A 19,274-nucleotide genomic window follows, 5' to 3' on the forward strand; every position below is an offset into this window, starting at 1 on the left:
ATAAGATAATAAATTATGCAAATAAAGACAAAATTTGCTCACTAAGTAGTATAAAATTAGATCAAATTTGTCAAAATTAGATCTAATTTTAGGGTTCGAACCAGGGTTTATTAGATTAAAATATAGTTAGTTTATACATTTTATGTACATAAATTTACGATGATAGATTTCAATTCTCTGCATTCTGCATTATCATCGCGAGATATTTTTTAGTCTCATCACATTGGAGAAAAACATGCTTGAGCGGTATTCCCTACAACTTCCGCAAGGTTCTCGTGCCCTTATTAATAAAGCATATCGAATGGACGAATTAACTCTAATGACGGAGCTTATTGAAAAGGCGGCGTTGGATAGTCGACAGGTCAGTGCAATTCGCAACCAAGCGACGGCTTTGGTAGAGCAAGTGCGCACCGAGAGAAAAAAAAGTACAGGAATTGATTCTTTTCTTACTCAATATTCCCTCTCCAGCGATGAAGGAATAGCTTTGATGTGTTTGGCAGAAGCTTTATTACGCGTCCCAGACAATGCAACGATTGATAGTTTGATAAAAGATAAATTAGCGGGTGCTGATTGGAAATCACACCGTGGTCAAAGCGAATCCTTTTTCGTAAATGCTACCACATGGGCATTAATGTTAACGGGGAAAGTTCTAACGCCTGAACGGGCTGATACCGTCTTAAGCAAGGCATTATTTAAATTAATCAATCGTAGTGGCGAAAGTGTAGTACGAAAAGCGGTAGATGCTGCAATGCGTATTATGAGCAAACAATTTGTGACAGGTCGCACTATTCAGGAAGCCTTATCTCGAGCTAAGAAAAAAGAAACTATAGGCTATCGTTACTCTTATGACATGCTCGGAGAGGCAGCACTCACCGCTACGGATGCAGAGCGTTATTTTGTCGCATATAAGGAAGCGATTGAGGCCATAGGCGCGAGTGTTGATCAAAGTATGAATATTTATCAACGACCAGGGATCTCAATCAAATTGTCAGCCTTGCATCCTCGCTATCAAGAGTCTCACCGAGGGAGGGTGATGGAAGAGTTACCACCGAAGCTGCTAGAGCTGGCGCAACTTGCCAAGACATTTGATATCGCCATGACGGTGGATGCTGAAGAATCAGAGCGATTAGAGCTTTCTTTGGATGTTATCGAACGAGTATTTAACGATGATAGCTTACATGGTTGGCATGGTTTCGGTATGGCCGTGCAGTCTTATCAAAAAAGAGCGTTTTATCTACTAGACTGGATAGCTGATTTAGCAAGAAGTAAGCAGCGTCGGATGATGGTGCGTTTGATCAAGGGAGCCTATTGGGATAGTGAAATTAAGAAAACACAAATGCTAGGTTTATCTGAATACCCTGTCTTTACTCGTAAAGTGTTTACTGACGTGTCCTTTCAGGCTTGTGCGAAGAAATTATTAACCATGACGGATGTAATCTACCCGCAGTTCGCAACGCATAATGCCTATTCGGTAGCCACTATTTTAAATTTAGTTGGTGACTATAGGGATTTTGAATTTCAATGTTTGCATGGTATGGGCAAAGAACTTTATGAACAGATCGTTCCTGCAAATCGCCTTGGCATCCCTTGCCGCATCTATGCACCGGTTGGTAGTCATGAAGATTTATTGCCTTATTTAGTGCGTCGACTTCTTGAGAACGGGGCGAACTCCTCATTTGTAAATCGGATTGTTGATGAAAAGGCACCCATTAGCTCTTTGGTTGAAGATCCAGTGAGTAAAGCAAATCATTTCCTCGGCAAAATCAATCAAAATATCCCACTCCCGGCATCCATCTTTTTACCAGAAAGGAAAAATTCCAGTGGTTTTGATTTCACCAATAGGGAGGCTGTCAAGAACTTACAACAACATTACATGGAAACGGATCTTTCTCGTTGGTATGCCAAACCGTTGTTAGCGGGTAGAGAAAGTGGTGAGGTTCATAGAAGTGTGACCTCTCCTCAAGATGTTGATCGTCCTATTGGACGTGTGAGTAATGCTACTGACGATGATATTGATTGGGCTTTATCACAAGCAGAGCGAGCATTTTCTTCCTGGAGTCAAACGCGAGTTGCTGAACGGACAGCTTGTATTGAACGTTTTGCTCAGTTGTTAGAAGAGAATAGGGCAGAGTTATTAGCTATGGCCTGTTTTGAAGCTGGAAAAACGTGGAATGATGGTATTGCTGAAGTTCGTGAAGCAGTAGATTTTTGTCGTTATTATTCTATGCTGGCTGAGAAGCAAATGGCAAAACCCATTCGGCTTCATGGCTATACCGGTGAATTAAATGAATTGAGCTTGCATCCTCGAGGAATAATTGCATGCATTAGTCCCTGGAATTTCCCTTTAGCTATTTTTACTGGACAGATTGTTGCCGCTTTGGTAACAGGCAATTGTGTCGTTGCCAAGCCAGCAGAGCAAACACCAATCATTGCTACCTTTGCAGTGCAACTGATGCATAAAGCAGGTATCCCAAAGGATGTTGTACAACTCTTACCTGGTGCGGGGGAAGTTGTGGGAGCAGGTTTAGTGGCGGATCTGCGTGTTAAAGGGGTGATTTTTACAGGTTCCACGCAAACAGCGGCTATGATTAATCAAACTTTAGCAACCCGCGGTGGTGAGATTATTCCCCTTATCGCAGAAACAGGTGGTCAAAATGCTATGATTGTTGACTCCTCAGCATTATTAGAGCAGGTTACTGTCGATGCGCTTACCTCAGCCTTTGGTAGCGCTGGGCAACGCTGTTCCGCTTTGCGTGTGCTCTTTATTCAGGAGGACGTTTATCCCCGAATGATTGAGTTATTAAAAGGTGCTATGGCTGAACTGAGCGTTGGCGATCCTCAATGGTTGTCAACGGATGTTGGTCCTGTTATTGATGCGGATGCCTTGGCTAGCCTAAAAGCCCATGTAGATTCTATGAAAGAAACACATGAGCTTATTTACCAATGTGAATTATCGAATGAGTGCAACTCTGGCCATTATATGCCTCCTACGGCTATTGCGATTAATGACATGTCAGCCCTGAAAAAAGAGGTCTTTGGCCCGGTATTACATGTGATTCGTTACAAGCGTAAGGCCCTGGATGAGGTGATTCAACAAATTAACAGTACGGGCTATGGTTTAACTTTGGGAATACATAGTCGTATTAACCAAACGGTTGAGTATATACGCCAACGTGTTCATGCAGGAAACTGCTATGTAAACCGAAACATGATCGGAGCTGTTGTTGGCTTGCAACCTTTTGGTGGTGAGGGGCTATCGGGAACGGGACCTAAGGCCGGTGGTCCTCACTATTTATTGCGTTTATGTCATGAGCGTACGTTTACTGTGGACACTACGGCGGCTGGTGGGAATGCAAGTTTGATGTCGATTCCTGAGGGGTATTAGACATTTCGCTTCCTTCTAATCGTTTCCAAAGAGAGCTCCTCATCTCAGGGTAGGTGCTCTCCTTTCGTGCCACCCCTCGTTCAAGATCGTTAATCGAGCTTTAATCCACATAATGGTCTGGATGGGTTTTATCAAAAACTTCTTCATGTTTTTTTGCATAACGCCAAGGCAAGACAACAAATAAAAATAAACCCCCGATAAGAAAAATTTCAAAGAAATAGACATTGCTAATTGGTATTTGTGTTGGAGGAACAAAGCCAATCAGCATTGCAAGCAGACAGCATAAAATTCCAACCCCAGCAACTAACCACATTACTAAATTACCTCCGGGGATTTTGTAAGCACGAGGCTGATCGGGCTTACTGTAGCGTAATTTAATTGCCGCAGAAAACATAAATACATAAACCAATAGAGCCATTTGTGCGCTTAAATCACTTAAAATCCAATAAGCGGCATTGATCGTGTCAAACAGGATAAATACTGAACTTAATAAAGAAAAAATAATGGCTTGGGTGATTAGAATAGCGACAGGAGCTCCATAGCGGTTAACTTTGGAAAACACCTCTGGAAGAGAGCCATCCCGAGCTGAAACAAGTAATCCTTTGGTAGGACCAATAATCCACGCTGATACACCGCTTAGCCCCCCAAGAATGATGAGCACGGCCATGACTGCAGTCATCCAGCCAGCATTATAAGTTTTAAAAAATACTGCATAGGCATCAATTAACCCGGATACAACGCTTAGCTGCTGATTAGGCACAACAATTACAATGGCCAGTGAACCAAACACGAGTGTTGCAAAAATAATAAACGTTGAATACAAAATAGCTCTTGGGTAGTCACGTTGAGGATTTTTAACTTCTTCAGCATGAACAGCTGACATCTCCATGCCAAGTAAACCAAAGAGCACCGCTGAAAAAAGGGATAAATTACCTAAAGAGCTGAAATCAGGTAGCCATGTTAAAGACGTATCTACAGCAAGAGGGCGCCCTTGAAAGAGCCAAATTGTCCCTAAAATGCTAACACCCAGCATTGGCAATATCGTTCCAATACTGGCACCTATAATACTTATGAGGCTGGAAACTCGCATCCCGAAGCAGTTTAAAATAGTAAATAGCCAAAATAAGCTTAACGTTGTCCCTAACAGGTAAAATTTATTATTAGCAAGTTGTGGAGCAAAAAGATAAGACAAGGTTGCAGCGATAAAAGCAAGTATCGTGGGGTACCAGACCACGTTATAGATCCATTGTAGCCAAATAGTGATAAAGCCCGCCCGTCGTCCAAAGGCTTCTCGAACCCACACATACAAACCACCTGTATTGGGATAGGCGGTTGCTAGCTCAGCGGCTACTAAGGCGACTGGAATAAAGAAAGTGAAAGCAGCAATCAGATAATAAGACACCAAGGGCAAGCCTAATTTTGCACTGATGGGCAGTGTTCGCAAGCTATCAACAGCAATAACATTGATCATGACCAAAGAAAACACGGACAAAACTTTTTTAGAATGAGGCATGTGAATCCTAGGTGCTAAGAAAAAATTTAGTATGAACTATGGGCTACGCAAGTAGCTAGATTTGTAGCGGCAAAATTTAACAGTTTAACTATATAAAATCAATCTGCTCTGTTTGAAGACCTTCAGAGGCGGGGTGCACTGCCATTAAGTTAAGCGATTTCGCATTCCTGCGGTATCCACTTGCTCAGAGTAATGAGGGGACTCACCGAACTTATGGATACCGCGGTCAAGGCCGCGGTAATTCGATAAGGAAGGAGGAATTTATGCAATAAGTTTACATTAAATTTCGCAATACATATTGCAAAATGCCTCCGTGACGGTAATAACCTAGTTCATTGTTAGTGTCGATGCGACAAAGGACTTCAATATTTTCCTGAGTACCATCCAAACGTTCAATCAACACAGGCAATTTCGCGCCAGCCTTTAAGGAGTCATCCACTTCAATACTAATGCGCTCCGTGCCATCCAAGCCTAATGTCATGCGGTTGATGCCTGCTTGAAATTGCAGAGGTAATACCCCCATTCCAATTAAATTTGAGCGATGTATCCGCTCAAAGCTTTCTGTGATGACTGCCTTAACACCTAATAAATTCGTTCCTTTGGCAGCCCAGTCGCGTGAGGAGCCAGTACCATATTCTTTACCAGCGATAACCACTAGATCGGCTCCTTCTTTTTGGTAGAGCATTGCAGCGTCATAAATAGGCATCACCTTATCGGAAGGAATATGACGCGTTACTCCGCCTTCAATATCAGGTGTCATTTCATTACGAATGCGAATATTAGCAAACGTTCCTCGCATCATAACTTCATGATTCCCACGTCTTGAACCATAGGAGTTAAAATCAGCCTCGCTTACTCCTTTGGATTTTAAATATAATCCGGCAGGCGAATTTGCCTTAATAGAGCCAGCAGGAGAGATGTGATCTGTCGTAATGGAATCACCTAAAAGTGCTAAAATGTAAGCCTTTTTAATTGATTTAATAGATTCAGGTTTTGCTGCGAGATTTTCAAAAAAGGGAGGGTGCTGAATATAAGTGGAACTTGCTATCCAATGGTAAGTTGAACCACTGCCCGTTGGAATAGCTTGCCAGTGATCATCACCTTTAAATACCTCAGCATACTCTTTACGGAACATTGTGCCAGACACCTTTGCTACTTCAGATGCTACTTCCGCATTGCTTGGCCAAATATCTTTTAGAAATACTTCCTTGCCATGCTTATCATGACCAATAGGATCTTTACTTAAATCAATGCAAGTCGTTCCACTTAAGGCGAAAGCCACGACAAGTGGAGGCGAAGCGAGCCAGTTAGCGCGCACTTGTGGATGTACCCTTCCTTCGAAATTACGATTACCGGAAAGCACAGAGCACACCACTAAATCATTATCATTAACACATTCTGCGATGGCATCAGGTAGAGGGCCAGAATTTCCAATACATGTAGTGCAGCCATAACCCACCAAATTAAAGCCTAATTGGTCTAAATAATCTTGTAACCCGGCACGCTTTAAGTAGTCAGTGACCACCTTCGAGCCCGGGGCCAGAGAAGATTTAACCCAAGGTTTACGAGTTAATCCTTTTTCAATTGCTTTCTTGGCCACCAAGCCTGCTGCCATTAATACACTAGGGTTAGACGTGTTGGTGCAGCTGGTAATCGCAGCAATGACGACATGACCATGTTGCATGGTGAAATCATGGTCTTTGACTGAGAATTTGGTATTTTTCTCAAGCGTTTTACCAACGTCTCCTAAAAAATTATCAAAAGTTGGCGCTAACGATTGCAAATTCACTTTATCCTGAGGACGTTTCGGGCCGGCCAGTGAAGGTTCAACAGTTGCTAGGTCTAGATTTAAGACGTCCGTAAAAACGGGATCTTCTGTGTCTTTGTCATACCATAAGCCTTGCGCTTTGCAATAGGCTTCAACCAAAGCAATGGTATGGGCATCACGTCCGGTTAATTCCAGATAGCGCAATGTTTCCTTATCGACAGGGAAAAAGCCGCAAGTGGCTCCGTATTCAGGGGCCATGTTAGAAATGGTCGCACGATCGGCTAATGGTAGATCAGCAAGTCCTGGACCATAAAATTCAACAAATTTACCTACGACTCCTTTTTTGCGCAGCATTTGCGTTACGGTTAAGACTAAGTCTGTTGCTGTAATGCCTTCTCTAAGTTTTCCGGTAAATTTAAATCCTATGACTTCAGGAATTAACATCGAAACGGGTTGACCTAGCATGGCTGCTTCAGCCTCAATGCCTCCAACGCCCCAACCCAATACACCTAGGCCATTAATCATAGTGGTGTGTGAATCTGTGCCTACAAGTGTATCTGGATAAGCATAATGGACTCCTTCATCCTCGCTTGACCAGACTGTCTTGCCTAAATACTCCAAATTTACCTGATGGCAGATTCCTGTACCTGGAGGCACTACTTGGAAATTAGCAAAGGCTTTTTGTCCCCAACGCAAAAACTCATAACGTTCTTTATTTCGTTGAATCTCAATAGCCGTATTAATTTCAAGAGCATCACGAGTGGCAAATTTATCGACCATAACAGAGTGATCAATGACTAAGTCTACACGCGAAAGAGGAGAGATTTTCTCAGGATTACCACCCAATTTGGCGAGAGCGTCACGCATGGCTGCTAAATCAACTACCGCTGGTACACCCGTAAAATCCTGCATTAATACTCTTGCCGGACGATAAGCAATTTCATGTTGCGATGTTCTTGTTTTTAACCAATCGGCAAGTGCTTTAATATCATTGGTGTGAACTGTGGTGCCGTCTTCAAAACGTAACAAATTTTCAAACAACACCTTCAGAGAGTAGGGTAAGTGATTGATCTCGGGAAAATGTTTTTTCTCAGCTTCCTTTAGACTAAAGTAGTGATATGTTTTCCCATCGACAGATAATTGAGATGCAGTTGAGAGACTGTCTTTACCCACTTTCATATACGACTCCGTTGAGTTCAAAAACGCTAATCATAGCTGAAATGTAGCAATTTTTCATGGGTAATTTAGAAGTAGAATTTTAATGTTAGATACAGCGCTTTGCACAGCGGATTACCACACCATTCCAGTTGATTAGACAACTTCGTTGACATCGATAGCCGTGACGATAGTAATAGGAACGCCAGCCAGTCCAATAAGCTCCACGATGATATCGCCAGGGTGCGTAATAGTAACGATATGGGTAATAACGATCATAATGATAATGATATGGATAATACCGATCATAGACATAGTATTTTTTTGCCTGTGCTGTGGTTGCGAAAGCCATAGCTAAAAAAAGAAGAGCAGAGACAACAATGATAGGAAGCAGTCTAAGCTTTTTAACAGAACAACTATTCATATCTTTGGCCTTAACCTCAGAGTCATTCTAAAAGTATAGCCAATTGTTCAATATTTGAACAATAATGATGTTTTTGCAGAGGCTAGGGTCTGTTGACATTTGCAGCCGTGAAAGCAATTGTCAACAGACCCTAAGGAAGGTTTAAAAATTTTGCTTTTATTTCTGACCTTGTCATCCGTTCTGCTCGCTTCCTAAAAGCAGCTTGCAATTCCAGAAAGAAAAGACCAGGACTTTCTTCCTTTGTTTGTTCTTTTTCTAATTCTAAAGGTTGCTCTGTATTTCCCGTTTTGCTGAGAGGGGTCAGCAAGTTTAAGGTGCTCGTTCTTTGTTGATAGTTATGGATAAGTGTTTTCACAGCAGAGGCGAAATGAGGATTATCCTCAAAAGAGATAACAGCAGAAGCAGACAGTTGTCCAATTAAGTCTAAATCTGAATGGCGTTCAGGAAAATTGCGTATTTCATCGAGGATGAGAAGTAACTTGGAGTAAATTTGCTGATGGTTCTTATCTTTAGATTTCGTGTAAGTTTTAACTAGTACTTCAAATAGGTAGCGACATTCCTTGCTGAGTGACATTGTTCATTCCCTCCATGACCTTGATTCATTAAACATCAATCGGAGTTAAAGTGCAACAAGTAGATCATAATTAAATAAACTAATTTTGATTTTATTTTGATTTCAGAGGCTTAGTATCACAAAAAAATTTCTCTAAATCTGAAGATCTACTCACTATCTACTAGCTTTGCTTTCTGAGCATGGGTATCATGAGGTGTTGTGAAATTTAAAAATATGTTTTTTTAAGAGAAAAAGAGAGACTCTGGTTTGAGCAACCTGTTTAGAGGGCTATAATTACATTGTTTAAATAAGGAAATATAGGAGAAAGTCATGGCTGATCGAAATGATAGTAGTGTCGGTATCGTAGCTATTATTGTGATAATAATTCTAGCCGGTATCGCGCTATGGTACTTCTTTGGAGCTCCTCGCTCAACAACCACTACAGTAGACACGACTGTAGAAACACCTGTAACTACACCAACACCACCAAGTACGATTACTCCCTCCGATGATAAGGGTGCGTCCAGTACAACAACACCTAGTACTACCCCGGGTACTCCAGGTACAACTGATACCACTACGGGTACTCAAGGTACGACAGGCACTACCGATACCACAAATACCGGAACAGGTACTACTAACACTAACACGGGTACCACTAATCCTTAATCAAAGGTATATAAAAGTTAGCTCAGATGATTCTGAGCTAACTTTTATTTGATTGCCAGGAATAAGCATTGTCAGAAAATGATGAAATGACCGATCCATAATTATTTTTTGCTTAAAAGAAATTAGAGATAGTTTTATGCACAGAAATAGGAATGCTGCCAGAGAGCTGGTTTTTAGGCTTCTGGATTTGGCCGGTATTACAGTTAATGGAAGTGCGCTTTGGGATATACAGATCCATAATGATCAATTCTACGCGCGAGTCCTACGAGATGCTGATTTAGGTTTGGGGGAATCCTACATAGAAGGTTGGTGGGATTGTCAGCGTATAGATCTTTTAATTGAGCGTATCGTCAAAGCAAATATCGAAAGTAAGTTAAAACGCAATCCGCAGCTTGCTTTCAAATTGTTGCTGTCTAAGGTATTTAATTTTCAAACCAAAAGGCGAGCCCTACAAGTGGGTAGGCATCATTATGATCTTGGGAATGATTTATTTAAGGCGATGTTGGATCGCAATATGAATTACACTTGTGCGTATTGGAAGAACGCAGATACTTTGGATGAGGCACAGGTTGCTAAGTTAGAGCTGACATGTAAAAAATTACTCTTATCACCAGGATTGCGTTTGCTGGATATTGGTTGCGGGTGGGGCGCATTAGCAAAACATGCTGCAGAAAATTATGGTGTCTATGTGGTTGGTATTACAATTTCCAAGCAACAATACGAGTTTGCCAAAGAACAGTGCAAAAAATTGCCCATTGAAATTCGCTTTCAGGACTATCGCGATGTAACAGAAAAATTTGACCGCATTTGTTCTTTAGGGATGTTTGAGCATGTTGGCTATTTAAATTACCGCGAATATATGCAAATCATCAATCGCTGTTTAAATGATGATGGTCTATTTTTGTTACATACTATCGGAGGCAATGAAAGTACAACGCACGCTATGCCTTGGATTACAAAATATATTTTTCCAAACAGTATGATCCCCTCTATCGCCCAAATAGGTACGGCTACGGAGAAATTATTAATCATGGAAGATTGGCAAAATTTAGGGATGGATTATTATAAAACACTAATGGTATGGCATCATAATTTTAATAGTCAATGGAATCAGTTAAAAACGACTTACGATGACAAATTTTTTAGGATGTGGAACTATTATTTGTTGAGTTCCGCCGCGGGCTTTAACACGCGAATGTTGCAACTTTGGCAAATTGTTTTTTCCAAAGGGCTTAAATTTAGATATGATGCGGCAAGGTGATTCAGCTTCTTTGGTTTCATTATGACCATCATTAATCAAACTTCTCTTGCTAAATTGCGAAAGGACACTCCTGGATGCCAGACTGTATTGCATTTTAATAATGCAGGAGCAGCATTGCCTCCGAGACAAGTGGTTGATGTAATCAAAAAGCATCTTGATTTGGAGGCGAGTATTGGCGGCTATGAAGCTGCCGACCTGGTTTTACCCGATATTGAAACGTTTTATCAAGCTGCAGCAAGACTTATTAGTTGTGACCCGCAAGAGATCGCTTTTACGGAAAATGCCACTCGTGCCTGGGAGATGGCCTTCTATAGTTTGAAATTTAAGCCAGGGGATCGAATCCTGACCTCGGTCAGCGAATATGCGAGCAATTATCTGGCTTTTTTACACAAAGCAAAGCAGACTGGGATTATTATCGATGTAATCAATGATGATGCTGAGGGTCAACTAGATATTGAGGATTTAAAACAAAAGTTAAATGAGAATGTTAAATTAATTGCCATCACGCATGTTCCTACTCAGGGTGGTTTGGTTAATCCTGCAGTGGCGGTGGGAAAAATTGCTAATGATTATAACATTCCATATCTCTTAGACACTACGCAATCGGTTGGGCAACTCCCAATTGACGTCAATGAAATTGGCTGTGACTTCTTGTGCGCTACAGGAAGAAAGTATTTGCGTGGGCCTCGTGGGACAGGTTTTTTGTATGCAAAAAAAGCAATGATGGACCAATGTGATCCTCCTTTTGTTGATCTCCATGCAGCCACTTGGGTAGCAGATGAAGAATATGTTTTAAGAGCAGATGCACGACGTTTTGAAACTTGGGAACAAAACATCGCAGCAAAACTTGGTCTTCGTGCGGCAATTAATTATGCTCTGAACATTGGCATCTCAACGATTTGGCATCGCATTCAGTTTTTAGCTGAAAAATTACGAGAACAGTTGGCACAAATTCCACATCTAGAGTTACAGGATTTAGGTAGACAAAAATGCGGCATCGTCACATTTTGTAGTGAAAGGAAATCAGTCACGGAAATAAGAGAGCACTTAAGCCGTAAAAAGATTAATGTCTCTATATCATTGCAAGAATATGCTAGGTTGGATATGGCTAAACGCAACCTGCCTGCTTTATTACGAGCCTCTGTCCATTACTATAATTCAGAAGAAGAAGTTGACGTTTTTTGCAGAGAGGTTGCATCCGTGTTAAGCAGGAAATGATGATAGCAATCTTTGAGGAATGAAAGCTGAGTTACTAGCTTGGCAGTGGATTTTCCATGGGGTCTATAAGTGATAAGCCAGCCTCATCCTGAATTAAGTACTTGAGTTTGTTCTCAGGATCACTAGCATCCTTTGCTTTGACAAATAAGAGATGGTCTTGTAAATAATGAGAAGTCGTTACATTTTTATTAGCGTCATTTCCTATGTTGTTAGAAAGGTCAGAGTCTGGGGTGTAACGTTGAGTTTTTTCATTTTCCTTAAAGTCTGAGCTGCCTTCTGTCTTGTCAAGCAATTGAGAGTCTGAAAGGTAATGAGATGTCTTTTCTGACGTACCTTTATTTTGATTGACTTTAGCCGCAAAAAACCTAGGCAATATCTTGCCAAAATTGGATTTAGCATCATTAATTGTGATAATCGGCTGTACACGAGTTATATCTTTCGCTCTTACGATGTCTTGAGCCTTGTAACGATGAACTTGTTTGCTAGTAGGAACGTTTGAATGATCTTCGTAAATTAAATCTTCATTTTTGGAGATAGAATAGTAGAATTCTATCTCAGAAAGCATCTCTTCATTGGTGGGTGTATAGTGTCCGCTTTCATTACTAACCAGGATTAACTTTCCATGGTCGAAGAAAAAATGGCCAGCTGACAGTACTTTTTTACCATTGCTTAAATAGGAATGATGGCGAATGCTACCACCTAATTCAGCGGCAAAAATCTTACCCTTCAAAGTCCGTACATAAAGATACATTCCATCTGGTTTATGCCCGTTTGGAAAGGAGAATACTCCATTGTTGCACGACAACTCACAGCTTAACTCAGCAGCCAGAGGAATTAGATAATCTGAAACCCCATATTTGGTCTGTAATTCTCTTTGTTCTTTTCGCTCCTGACGGAAATTATCTTTTAATTTTATACCCTTGGAGAAAAAACCTATTAGCATATAAATGTAACTTTTTTAATATGTTTGGATGTATTTTATATAAATAGAATTAACAAAATATTAATAGTTAAAAAATTAATCAACAGGCGAATTGCCTCAAATTATCTGTTGCCGAAGGATGACGTAAATAAGTCCATAAATTGCTTCGTTGCCTCAATATGGCTGTTGCCGAGCGAGAGGAACAGAAATGGGGCAAGTGAATATGGATTTGTATCTAAAAATACAGCGTATCCGCTATCAACGAGGCAATAGAGCGTTAAAAAAACGCATTCTGGATGAATTTTGCGAGACGCATCATTATCATCGCAAAGCAGCAGCTCGTTTATTAAGACAGTTACCCATTTCTGATAAAAGTCCGAAGAAAGTTGGAAAAAAGAAGACCTATGACCCATCCATATTGCTGGAGCCTTTAAAAAAGATATGGCTTGGCACGGATCAGATGTGTGGTAAACGATTAAAGAGAGCTCTTCCCTTATGGTTACCTCATTATCAAAATCATTATGAGCCTTTAGCGGCGGAGATATCCTCTCAACTGCTAACCATGAGCGCTGCTACAATTGATCGCTTACTCAAGCCTGTTAAAACTCGCTATGGAAAAGGCTTAAGTGGAACAAAGCCTGGAAGTATTCTCAGGAATCAAATTCCAGTCAATACGAATCAGTGGAATACTAACGAAGTGGGTTTTATGGAGGCCGACAGCGTTGCGCATTGTGGAGCATCACTAGCCGGTGATTTTGTTTGGTCTATTACGCTGACGGATATTTTCAGTGGCTGGACAGAAATGCGGGCCACTTGGAATAAAGGAGCTCATGGTGTCTTGGGGGGTATTCAAGACATAGAAAAAAATTTACCTTTTGAAATCAAAGGGTTTGATTGTGATAACGGCTCAGAGTTTCTCAATTGGCATCTCATTCATTATTTTACTGAGCGGGACCCACAAAAAGCGGTTCAATTTACTCGCTCTCGTCCTTATAAAAAAGACGATAATGCACATGTTGAACAAAAGAACTGGACTCATGTGCGTCAACTGTTTGGTTATCATCGTTTTGGTAATCCAAAGCTCGTTGAGCTTATGAATGACTTATATTCTAACGAAGTCTCCTTGTTATTTAATTTTTTCTATCCTTGCATTAAGCTCATTGACAAAGTACGAATTCAATCCCGTGTAATCAAAAAATATGATCAACCCCAAACGCCCTATCAGCGACTGATGACGTCGAATGGTCTTACTCTCGCTCAGAAAACAAAATTACAAGAGACCTTTAATACACTCGACCCGTTTGACTTGCAAAAAAAGATTCAAAAAAAGCTAAAATTAATATTTAGATTAGTGAATATTCAACATGTAAAACAAAGAAAGGCTCTTTAATGAAAGTCTTATTCAATATTGTAAAAAGACAGGAACATAAAGCCTGTGGATATGATGGACGAGTCCTTCGGACCAGCCTGTGCCCTATGGGACGTGTGGACAAAACCATGAATAACAAAAAGACGTTATTCACAGTTATTGCCCACACTCACAGGCTTCTCGCCCACACACCCACCAGGCTCAATAGCAATTATTTTTTAATCGCAACAAAACCTCTCAAAAGCAACACCTATTCTGAGGCAACGACTCAGTATATTTTTTGTCCTTCGGCAACAGGTTCTATTGAGGCAACAGGCAGGTGCTCAGATAGTAAGATGTTATTCGTTTATTCATTACGAGCTTGTAAAAGCTCTCTTAATTGGGTTGGCAAAATCGACTGGGCTTTCTGGGTTAATACAGCTTCATGTTTTTGCCACAAGGTGCCAAGATAAATGATTAATAAACCAATTAATGTCAGGGCAACAGGAAATAACATACTATCTTTAAATACCTGCGAAGCAAGATACCCAAGGTAAAAGGCACAACCAATAGCACCGAAAACAACAAATACTTTGCGCATTAATAGAACACCAATACCAATCATCAGCAGGTTGATGCAAAAATAAAAGAATTTTGATAGTTCACTCTCGGAGTGTTGACAACTCAACCCACCCCAAAAAGCAATGACCCCGAATAGATATAACCAGAACGCATAATCTTGGCTATGTCTGGAGCGGAGGTCAACCCAAAAAGCAATTAAAATCATAATCATGCCAAAATACATTGAAATCATTGCTTTTAGTTCAAATGTCGTATATCCGTTGCTGAGTATGTCGGTGATATCCATGGACATATACCAAAGGGTAACAGCTACTGGCATAATCATGAAAGGATAGCGATGTATCCACGCTAAGATGACTCCTACGATGAGTGTACCCAGTTCCATAAAAATCCAATTCCATTTGGAGATCACATGATACTGTTGATAGGTAGTCTCGTCCGGCCACCAACCCATGGCTACTTGAAAGCCATAAATTGCCAAGGGTGTTAAAGCGATCACGAAAGTAGCGCAAATGCCCGCAGGTATTGCGAGTGATTTTTTTGCAAATTGATGAGATAACCAAAGCCCAATGATTGCGTAGAGAAGGGAAAGCGCAACAATACCCCAGCCCCCAAATTTCTCCCATCCTAAATTCATAAACAGGCTCATCGCACCGATAGCAACCAAACCACCAAGATAATACAAAACGTTAGTTAGGTTGAAGGCAGGCACTTGGTCAGGTTGATTTTTGAGAAAATCAAGCAGGGCATCCGCTTGTTGGGAGTTGATAATTCTAGCTTCCACGGCTTTATGCAGAGCTGAACGAGAAATCTTCATCATATCCTCCGAATTATTCCTTCAACAGGATGCAGATGCAGTTCTTAAGAGTATAGAATTTTATAAAAAAATTTCTAAATTCTAGCCGTTATGCATCGGGCTTCTGGTTTTTCTTAGAGGAAGGTTTCTTTTTTGCTCCATGTATAACATCACAGACGTCTTTGGCCTCTTTGCTCTTGGGGGTCACATCACAGATATTTTTGATGTTTTTTATCTCTGGATGGTTTTTACCTTTCTTTTCCATATTACGAACTCCTTGGGTCTTTATTTCAGTTATAGCAAAAATTCTTCAAAATGATTTTTTTACGAAATAAAGCCTTATAAAATCTGTAAACCGCAGAACGACGGAATGGGTGGTCATTAACTTAATGGCAAAGAGGAACTTGGAATGCAGCAACATAAGTGAGTAAGCATGGTTGATTTCAAAGAGATAACGATTGAGCAATTTTTAACAGATTACTGGCAAAAGAAACCTCTGGTCATTCGCCAGGCTTTACCTAACTTCCGTAATCCTTTAGCCCCCGATGAATTGGCGGGTTTGGCTCTGGAAGAAGAGATTGAAAGTCGAATTGTTTTTGAAACACCAAAACAATCTCCATATTGGCACTTAAAACGAGGACCTTTTGTTCCTCAAGATTTCAAAGACCTACCGAAAACATACTGGACTTTACTTGTGCAAGGTGTGGATCGTTTCTTGCCCAAAGTTAATCTCATGTTTGATCACTTTGATTTTCTTCCTCAATGGCGAGTAGATGATGTCATGATCAGTTATGCGGTAGAGCATGGTAGTGTGGGACCGCATTATGATAACTATGATGTATTTCTATATCAGGCTATTGGTACAAGAAAATGGTCTTTAACCACGAAAAAATGCAATGCGGAAAATCATCTACCTGGAATTGAATTGCGGATTATGAAAGATTTTCAAACAGAAGAGGAGCATATTCTTGGGGAAGGAGACATGCTTTATTTGCCTCCTCATGTTGGGCACCATGGAATAGCAGTTTCAAAAGATTGTATGACCTATTCGTTTGGGTATCGTAGCTATGGCGCTCAGGAATTGCTAGAGAATTTTACTGATTATCTTGCACAAACAACATTATCCTCTCTTTATAAAGATCCCGATTGGAATGATCTTAGAGGCACCTCAGAATTACCAAAGCAGGCGTGGAAAAATGCACAAACCTTGATGAAGAAGCTATTGGTAAATGAAGAGCAAATAAAATCATGGTTTGGTTGTTTTGTGACACGATTGGACCTACAAGCCGAAGAGTTACTGCCGCAACCGTTAGCCAAGGGTGCTAGCCTCGACAAGTTTAATAGGATGCTAGGCAATAACCAAAAACTGCTACGCAATCCGCTTTGTCGATTTGCTTACCAGGAAGAAGCTCAGGGTTTAGTCCATTTATTTATCAATGGTGAACAATGGAATGTCGAAGGTGTATCCGTTGAACTCATTAAATTAATTGCCAATTCTCGTTTGTTGCACAGCGATGAGTTACGGTCGTTTCTTGAAGAGGAACAAAATCGATTTTTCCTTTTTAAGCTATGGAAATTGCAATGGCTGGATGTGATGGAAGCTGAATGATTTGTTTTTATTTTGGTATAAACTTTGCAAATAAATAATTATTGCGACGATTACTAGAGATGAGGGATCATCAAATGTTAAAAAAATGCATTCTGTGCCTAACGTTAGCATGTTTGTCTAGTCATTTAGCATTTGCCCAAGATAGAGAAATTGCTATTACCATTGACGATTTACCTTTTGTCGGTTCTAGCAACGGTAATGCTGGCAAGCTAAAACGTGAAAGAGAGCGTTTTTTGAAAATTTTGCAAACGTTGATCGATAAAAAGGTGCCAGCCACAGGGTTTGTGATCGCAGGCTCCATAGAGCAAGGCCAGTGGGAGCTTCTAGAGCAATTTCGTGAAGCGGGTTTTCTCTTGGGCAACCATACCTACTCACATAAAAGTTTAAATAGTATAACTGCAGAAAAATACATCGATGATGTTGATAAAGCTGATAAAATTCTGACACCATTGTTCCCTAAGCATAAATATTTTCGCTACCCTTATTTAGCAGAAAGTTCAGGTGAAAAAAGGCAAAAGGTCTATGACTATCTTGCAGCTCATCATTATATTATTGCTCCCGTAACAGTGGATAGCAAAGATTTCGTTTTTAACCAGCAATTATTTGCAATCCCCTATCGTTTACGTGAGCAGAATTTAAATCAACTTAGGAAAAGGTACCTTGCATTTATTTGGAATCAAACACTAAAAGCTGAAAGTAAAGCAGCCAAGCTTAATCCTGATAAACCAGTAAAACACATCCTGCTCATTCACGCCAATTTACTGAATAGTCATTTTTTGGGCGATATTATCGATCTATATCGCCAAAATGGATACCGCATTGTTAGTCTGGAGGAAGCTTTAACAGCCCCAGCTGAATCCATTAATGCTACTGAGGTGAATGAGAAATACGAGATGTTGTTTGAGGACAGTGTCCTGAAAGCAATATTTAATCAACAACGTAATAGCCCTTAATAAATGGTTGGCCAAGGTTCAATAGACGCTGTACTAGACTGGCAGAGTTAATTGAGGCCCTTCGCTTTTAACATGAGTGCTTTTCATGGAGATGAATTGCTGAATAATAGAAAGGGTTAGTTTCGAGCGTCTATCAGAATTTCTAATGTAAAAATAATACCCTTTGTAGTAGATACTCACGTAAGCGTCCTGAGGCCTCTCTTTACTAGAACAAATCGTCATTAGGTTACCCAGTACTTTATGCCAATTGAATTCATTCCCATATTTATCTCTGGTTATTTCTACCCAACCCTTTTGTTTATGCGACACAGGAACAATGACACTATGAGATAACATGGAGATGATGCCTAAAACTGAGCGCATTTGGACAAAAACAACATTATTCCCAGAGGGTGGATATTGTTGTGTCAAAATGATTTCCCTAGCTGTAGGAGACACCTTTAATAATCGACGAATTTCCTGTGCTTCTGGGGTCTTCATTCCTTCCTTAGAAAAGTAAAGAGAATAATGGTTGTCCTTTCCTCGCTCAACATAATAGAAACCTAATTGATGCTTTATGTGGAGTGAGCGAATTAAACAAATCAATCGCATAAATTCTTCATATTGCGGGATAGTTGTGGAGTTAGGATAAGAGGCGTTACCTACATTAATGACATTTCCTATATCCTTAATTGCTAAATGCATGAGGGCATCAATCTCTTTATTATCCCCATAACTCGTTAAATAAATTTCATCTAAGCTAATTGGTTGCAATACTAACTTAATAAATCCAGAGGTTTCTAAAGGACTATAACTAATGGTGGGAGCATCCCTATAGTCAGCACCCACTTCAGCTTCGAGTGTTCGACTTCTAAAAAACCTATTATCAGAAAACCAACTACCCTCTCCCTTTGCCCTAGCGTTGATCGCATATTGGCCAGTAATATTACTCACTTGTAAAAAATAGCTGGATTCTAAATAGCGTGCTCTTACAATATTAAATAAAATTTGCTTGGCGTCTGTATGTTGTAATGATTGGTTATAGTCAAGACGATCTTTGATAATGACACGAGGGCCTAAATTAGTGCATCCAGCAAGACAAAAAATCAAGAACGCAGCCAGTATTATTCTCATGCTGT

At 40.3% G+C, this 19,274-nt stretch carries 16 protein-coding genes; 8 read left to right on the forward strand and 8 right to left on the reverse strand.

Translation table 11 applies throughout. The features are described 5' to 3' along the window. Window positions 1-235: 235 nt before the first annotated feature. Complete coding sequence (putA, locus tag CKV79_RS06425; protein ID WP_028373087.1) at window positions 236-3,385, forward strand: bifunctional proline dehydrogenase/L-glutamate gamma-semialdehyde dehydrogenase PutA; 3,150 nt, start codon at window positions 236-238, stop codon at window positions 3,383-3,385. Between the two features lie 100 nt (window positions 3,386-3,485). Here the strand turns inward: putA and CKV79_RS06430 are convergent, their stop codons facing one another. The 4 genes from CKV79_RS06430 to CKV79_RS06445 all read right to left on the reverse strand — a co-directional run bounded on the left by CKV79_RS06430 (window position 3,486) and on the right by CKV79_RS06445 (window position 8,819). Then, window positions 3,486-4,898: an APC family permease gene (locus tag CKV79_RS06430; RefSeq protein WP_051546146.1), complete on the reverse strand. Its 1,413-nt coding sequence runs from the start codon at window positions 4,896-4,898 to the stop codon at window positions 3,486-3,488. A 274-nt stretch (window positions 4,899-5,172) separates the two neighbouring features. Beyond that, window positions 5,173-7,845 carry an aconitate hydratase AcnA gene (gene acnA, locus CKV79_RS06435; RefSeq protein ID WP_028373086.1) on the reverse strand — a complete coding sequence of 891 codons (2,673 nt, stop codon included), beginning with the start codon at window positions 7,843-7,845 and terminating at the stop codon, window positions 5,173-5,175. Between the two features lie 85 nt (window positions 7,846-7,930). After that, window positions 7,931-8,245, reverse strand: a complete 315-nt coding sequence (locus CKV79_RS06440; protein WP_035915413.1) for a hypothetical protein — start codon at window positions 8,243-8,245, stop codon at window positions 7,931-7,933. Window positions 8,246-8,375: 130 nt separating this feature from the next. Further along, window positions 8,376-8,819: a hypothetical protein gene (locus CKV79_RS06445; RefSeq protein ID WP_028373085.1), complete on the reverse strand. Its 444-nt coding sequence runs from the start codon at window positions 8,817-8,819 to the stop codon at window positions 8,376-8,378. A gap of 309 nt (window positions 8,820-9,128) precedes the next feature. Between CKV79_RS06445 and CKV79_RS06450 the strand changes: the two genes are divergently transcribed. The 3 genes from CKV79_RS06450 (at window position 9,129) to CKV79_RS06460 (ending at window position 11,946) form a co-directional block, all read left to right on the forward strand. After that, entirely contained in the window at window positions 9,129-9,467 is a 339-nt protein-coding gene (locus CKV79_RS06450) for a hypothetical protein (RefSeq protein ID WP_051546145.1), read from the forward strand. 136 nt (window positions 9,468-9,603) lie between these two features. Next, window positions 9,604-10,728 (forward strand): cyclopropane fatty acyl phospholipid synthase, encoded by a 1,125-nt coding sequence (cfa, locus tag CKV79_RS06455; RefSeq protein ID WP_028373084.1) that lies wholly within the window; start codon window positions 9,604-9,606, stop codon window positions 10,726-10,728. Between the two features lie 21 nt (window positions 10,729-10,749). After that, complete coding sequence (locus CKV79_RS06460) at window positions 10,750-11,946, forward strand: aminotransferase class V-fold PLP-dependent enzyme (protein ID WP_028373083.1); 1,197 nt, start codon at window positions 10,750-10,752, stop codon at window positions 11,944-11,946. Between the two features lie 34 nt (window positions 11,947-11,980). Here CKV79_RS06460 and CKV79_RS06465 read toward each other — a convergent pair whose 3' ends face one another. Next, window positions 11,981-12,889, reverse strand: a complete 909-nt coding sequence (locus CKV79_RS06465; protein ID WP_028373082.1) for a hypothetical protein — start codon at window positions 12,887-12,889, stop codon at window positions 11,981-11,983. Between the two features lie 187 nt (window positions 12,890-13,076). Here CKV79_RS06465 and CKV79_RS06470 point away from each other — a divergent pair, with 187 nt between their 5' ends. Continuing rightward, a complete protein-coding gene (locus CKV79_RS06470; protein WP_095141685.1) occupies window positions 13,077-14,258 on the forward strand; it encodes an integrase in 1,182 nt (393 codons plus the stop codon). Next, the gene (locus CKV79_RS13780) at window positions 14,258-14,689 is read left to right on the forward strand and encodes a hypothetical protein (RefSeq protein ID WP_157737136.1); all 432 of its coding nucleotides are present in this window, start codon (window positions 14,258-14,260) and stop codon (window positions 14,687-14,689) included. The genes CKV79_RS06470 and CKV79_RS13780 overlap by 1 nt, the downstream gene beginning before the upstream one ends. On the opposite strand, the gene CKV79_RS06475 is transcribed toward CKV79_RS13780, so the two are convergent. Together CKV79_RS06475 and CKV79_RS13785 are read right to left on the reverse strand one after the other, a co-directional pair. Continuing rightward, window positions 14,584-15,615 carry a hypothetical protein gene (locus CKV79_RS06475; RefSeq protein ID WP_028373643.1) on the reverse strand — a complete coding sequence of 344 codons (1,032 nt, stop codon included), beginning with the start codon at window positions 15,613-15,615 and terminating at the stop codon, window positions 14,584-14,586. The genes CKV79_RS13780 and CKV79_RS06475 overlap by 106 nt on opposite strands. A gap of 88 nt (window positions 15,616-15,703) precedes the next feature. Next, window positions 15,704-15,859, reverse strand: coding sequence for a hypothetical protein (locus CKV79_RS13785; RefSeq protein WP_154660315.1), 156 nt, complete (start codon window positions 15,857-15,859; stop codon window positions 15,704-15,706). Window positions 15,860-16,027: 168 nt separating this feature from the next. On the opposite strand from CKV79_RS13785, the gene CKV79_RS06480 reads away from it, so the two are divergent. Next, the gene (locus CKV79_RS06480) at window positions 16,028-17,203 is read left to right on the forward strand and encodes a cupin domain-containing protein (protein ID WP_028373642.1); all 1,176 of its coding nucleotides are present in this window, start codon (window positions 16,028-16,030) and stop codon (window positions 17,201-17,203) included. A 74-nt stretch (window positions 17,204-17,277) separates the two neighbouring features. Next, window positions 17,278-18,156 carry a polysaccharide deacetylase family protein gene (locus CKV79_RS06485; RefSeq protein WP_028373641.1) on the forward strand — a complete coding sequence of 293 codons (879 nt, stop codon included), beginning with the start codon at window positions 17,278-17,280 and terminating at the stop codon, window positions 18,154-18,156. Between the two features lie 33 nt (window positions 18,157-18,189). Here the strand turns inward: CKV79_RS06485 and CKV79_RS06490 are convergent, their stop codons facing one another. Beyond that, the gene (locus tag CKV79_RS06490; RefSeq protein ID WP_028373640.1) at window positions 18,190-19,269 is read right to left on the reverse strand and encodes a hypothetical protein; all 1,080 of its coding nucleotides are present in this window, start codon (window positions 19,267-19,269) and stop codon (window positions 18,190-18,192) included. Between the last annotated feature and the right edge of the window lie 5 nt (window positions 19,270-19,274).

Source organism: Legionella lansingensis (assembly GCF_900187355.1).
Lineage (GTDB): Bacteria > Pseudomonadota > Gammaproteobacteria > Legionellales > Legionellaceae > Tatlockia > Tatlockia lansingensis.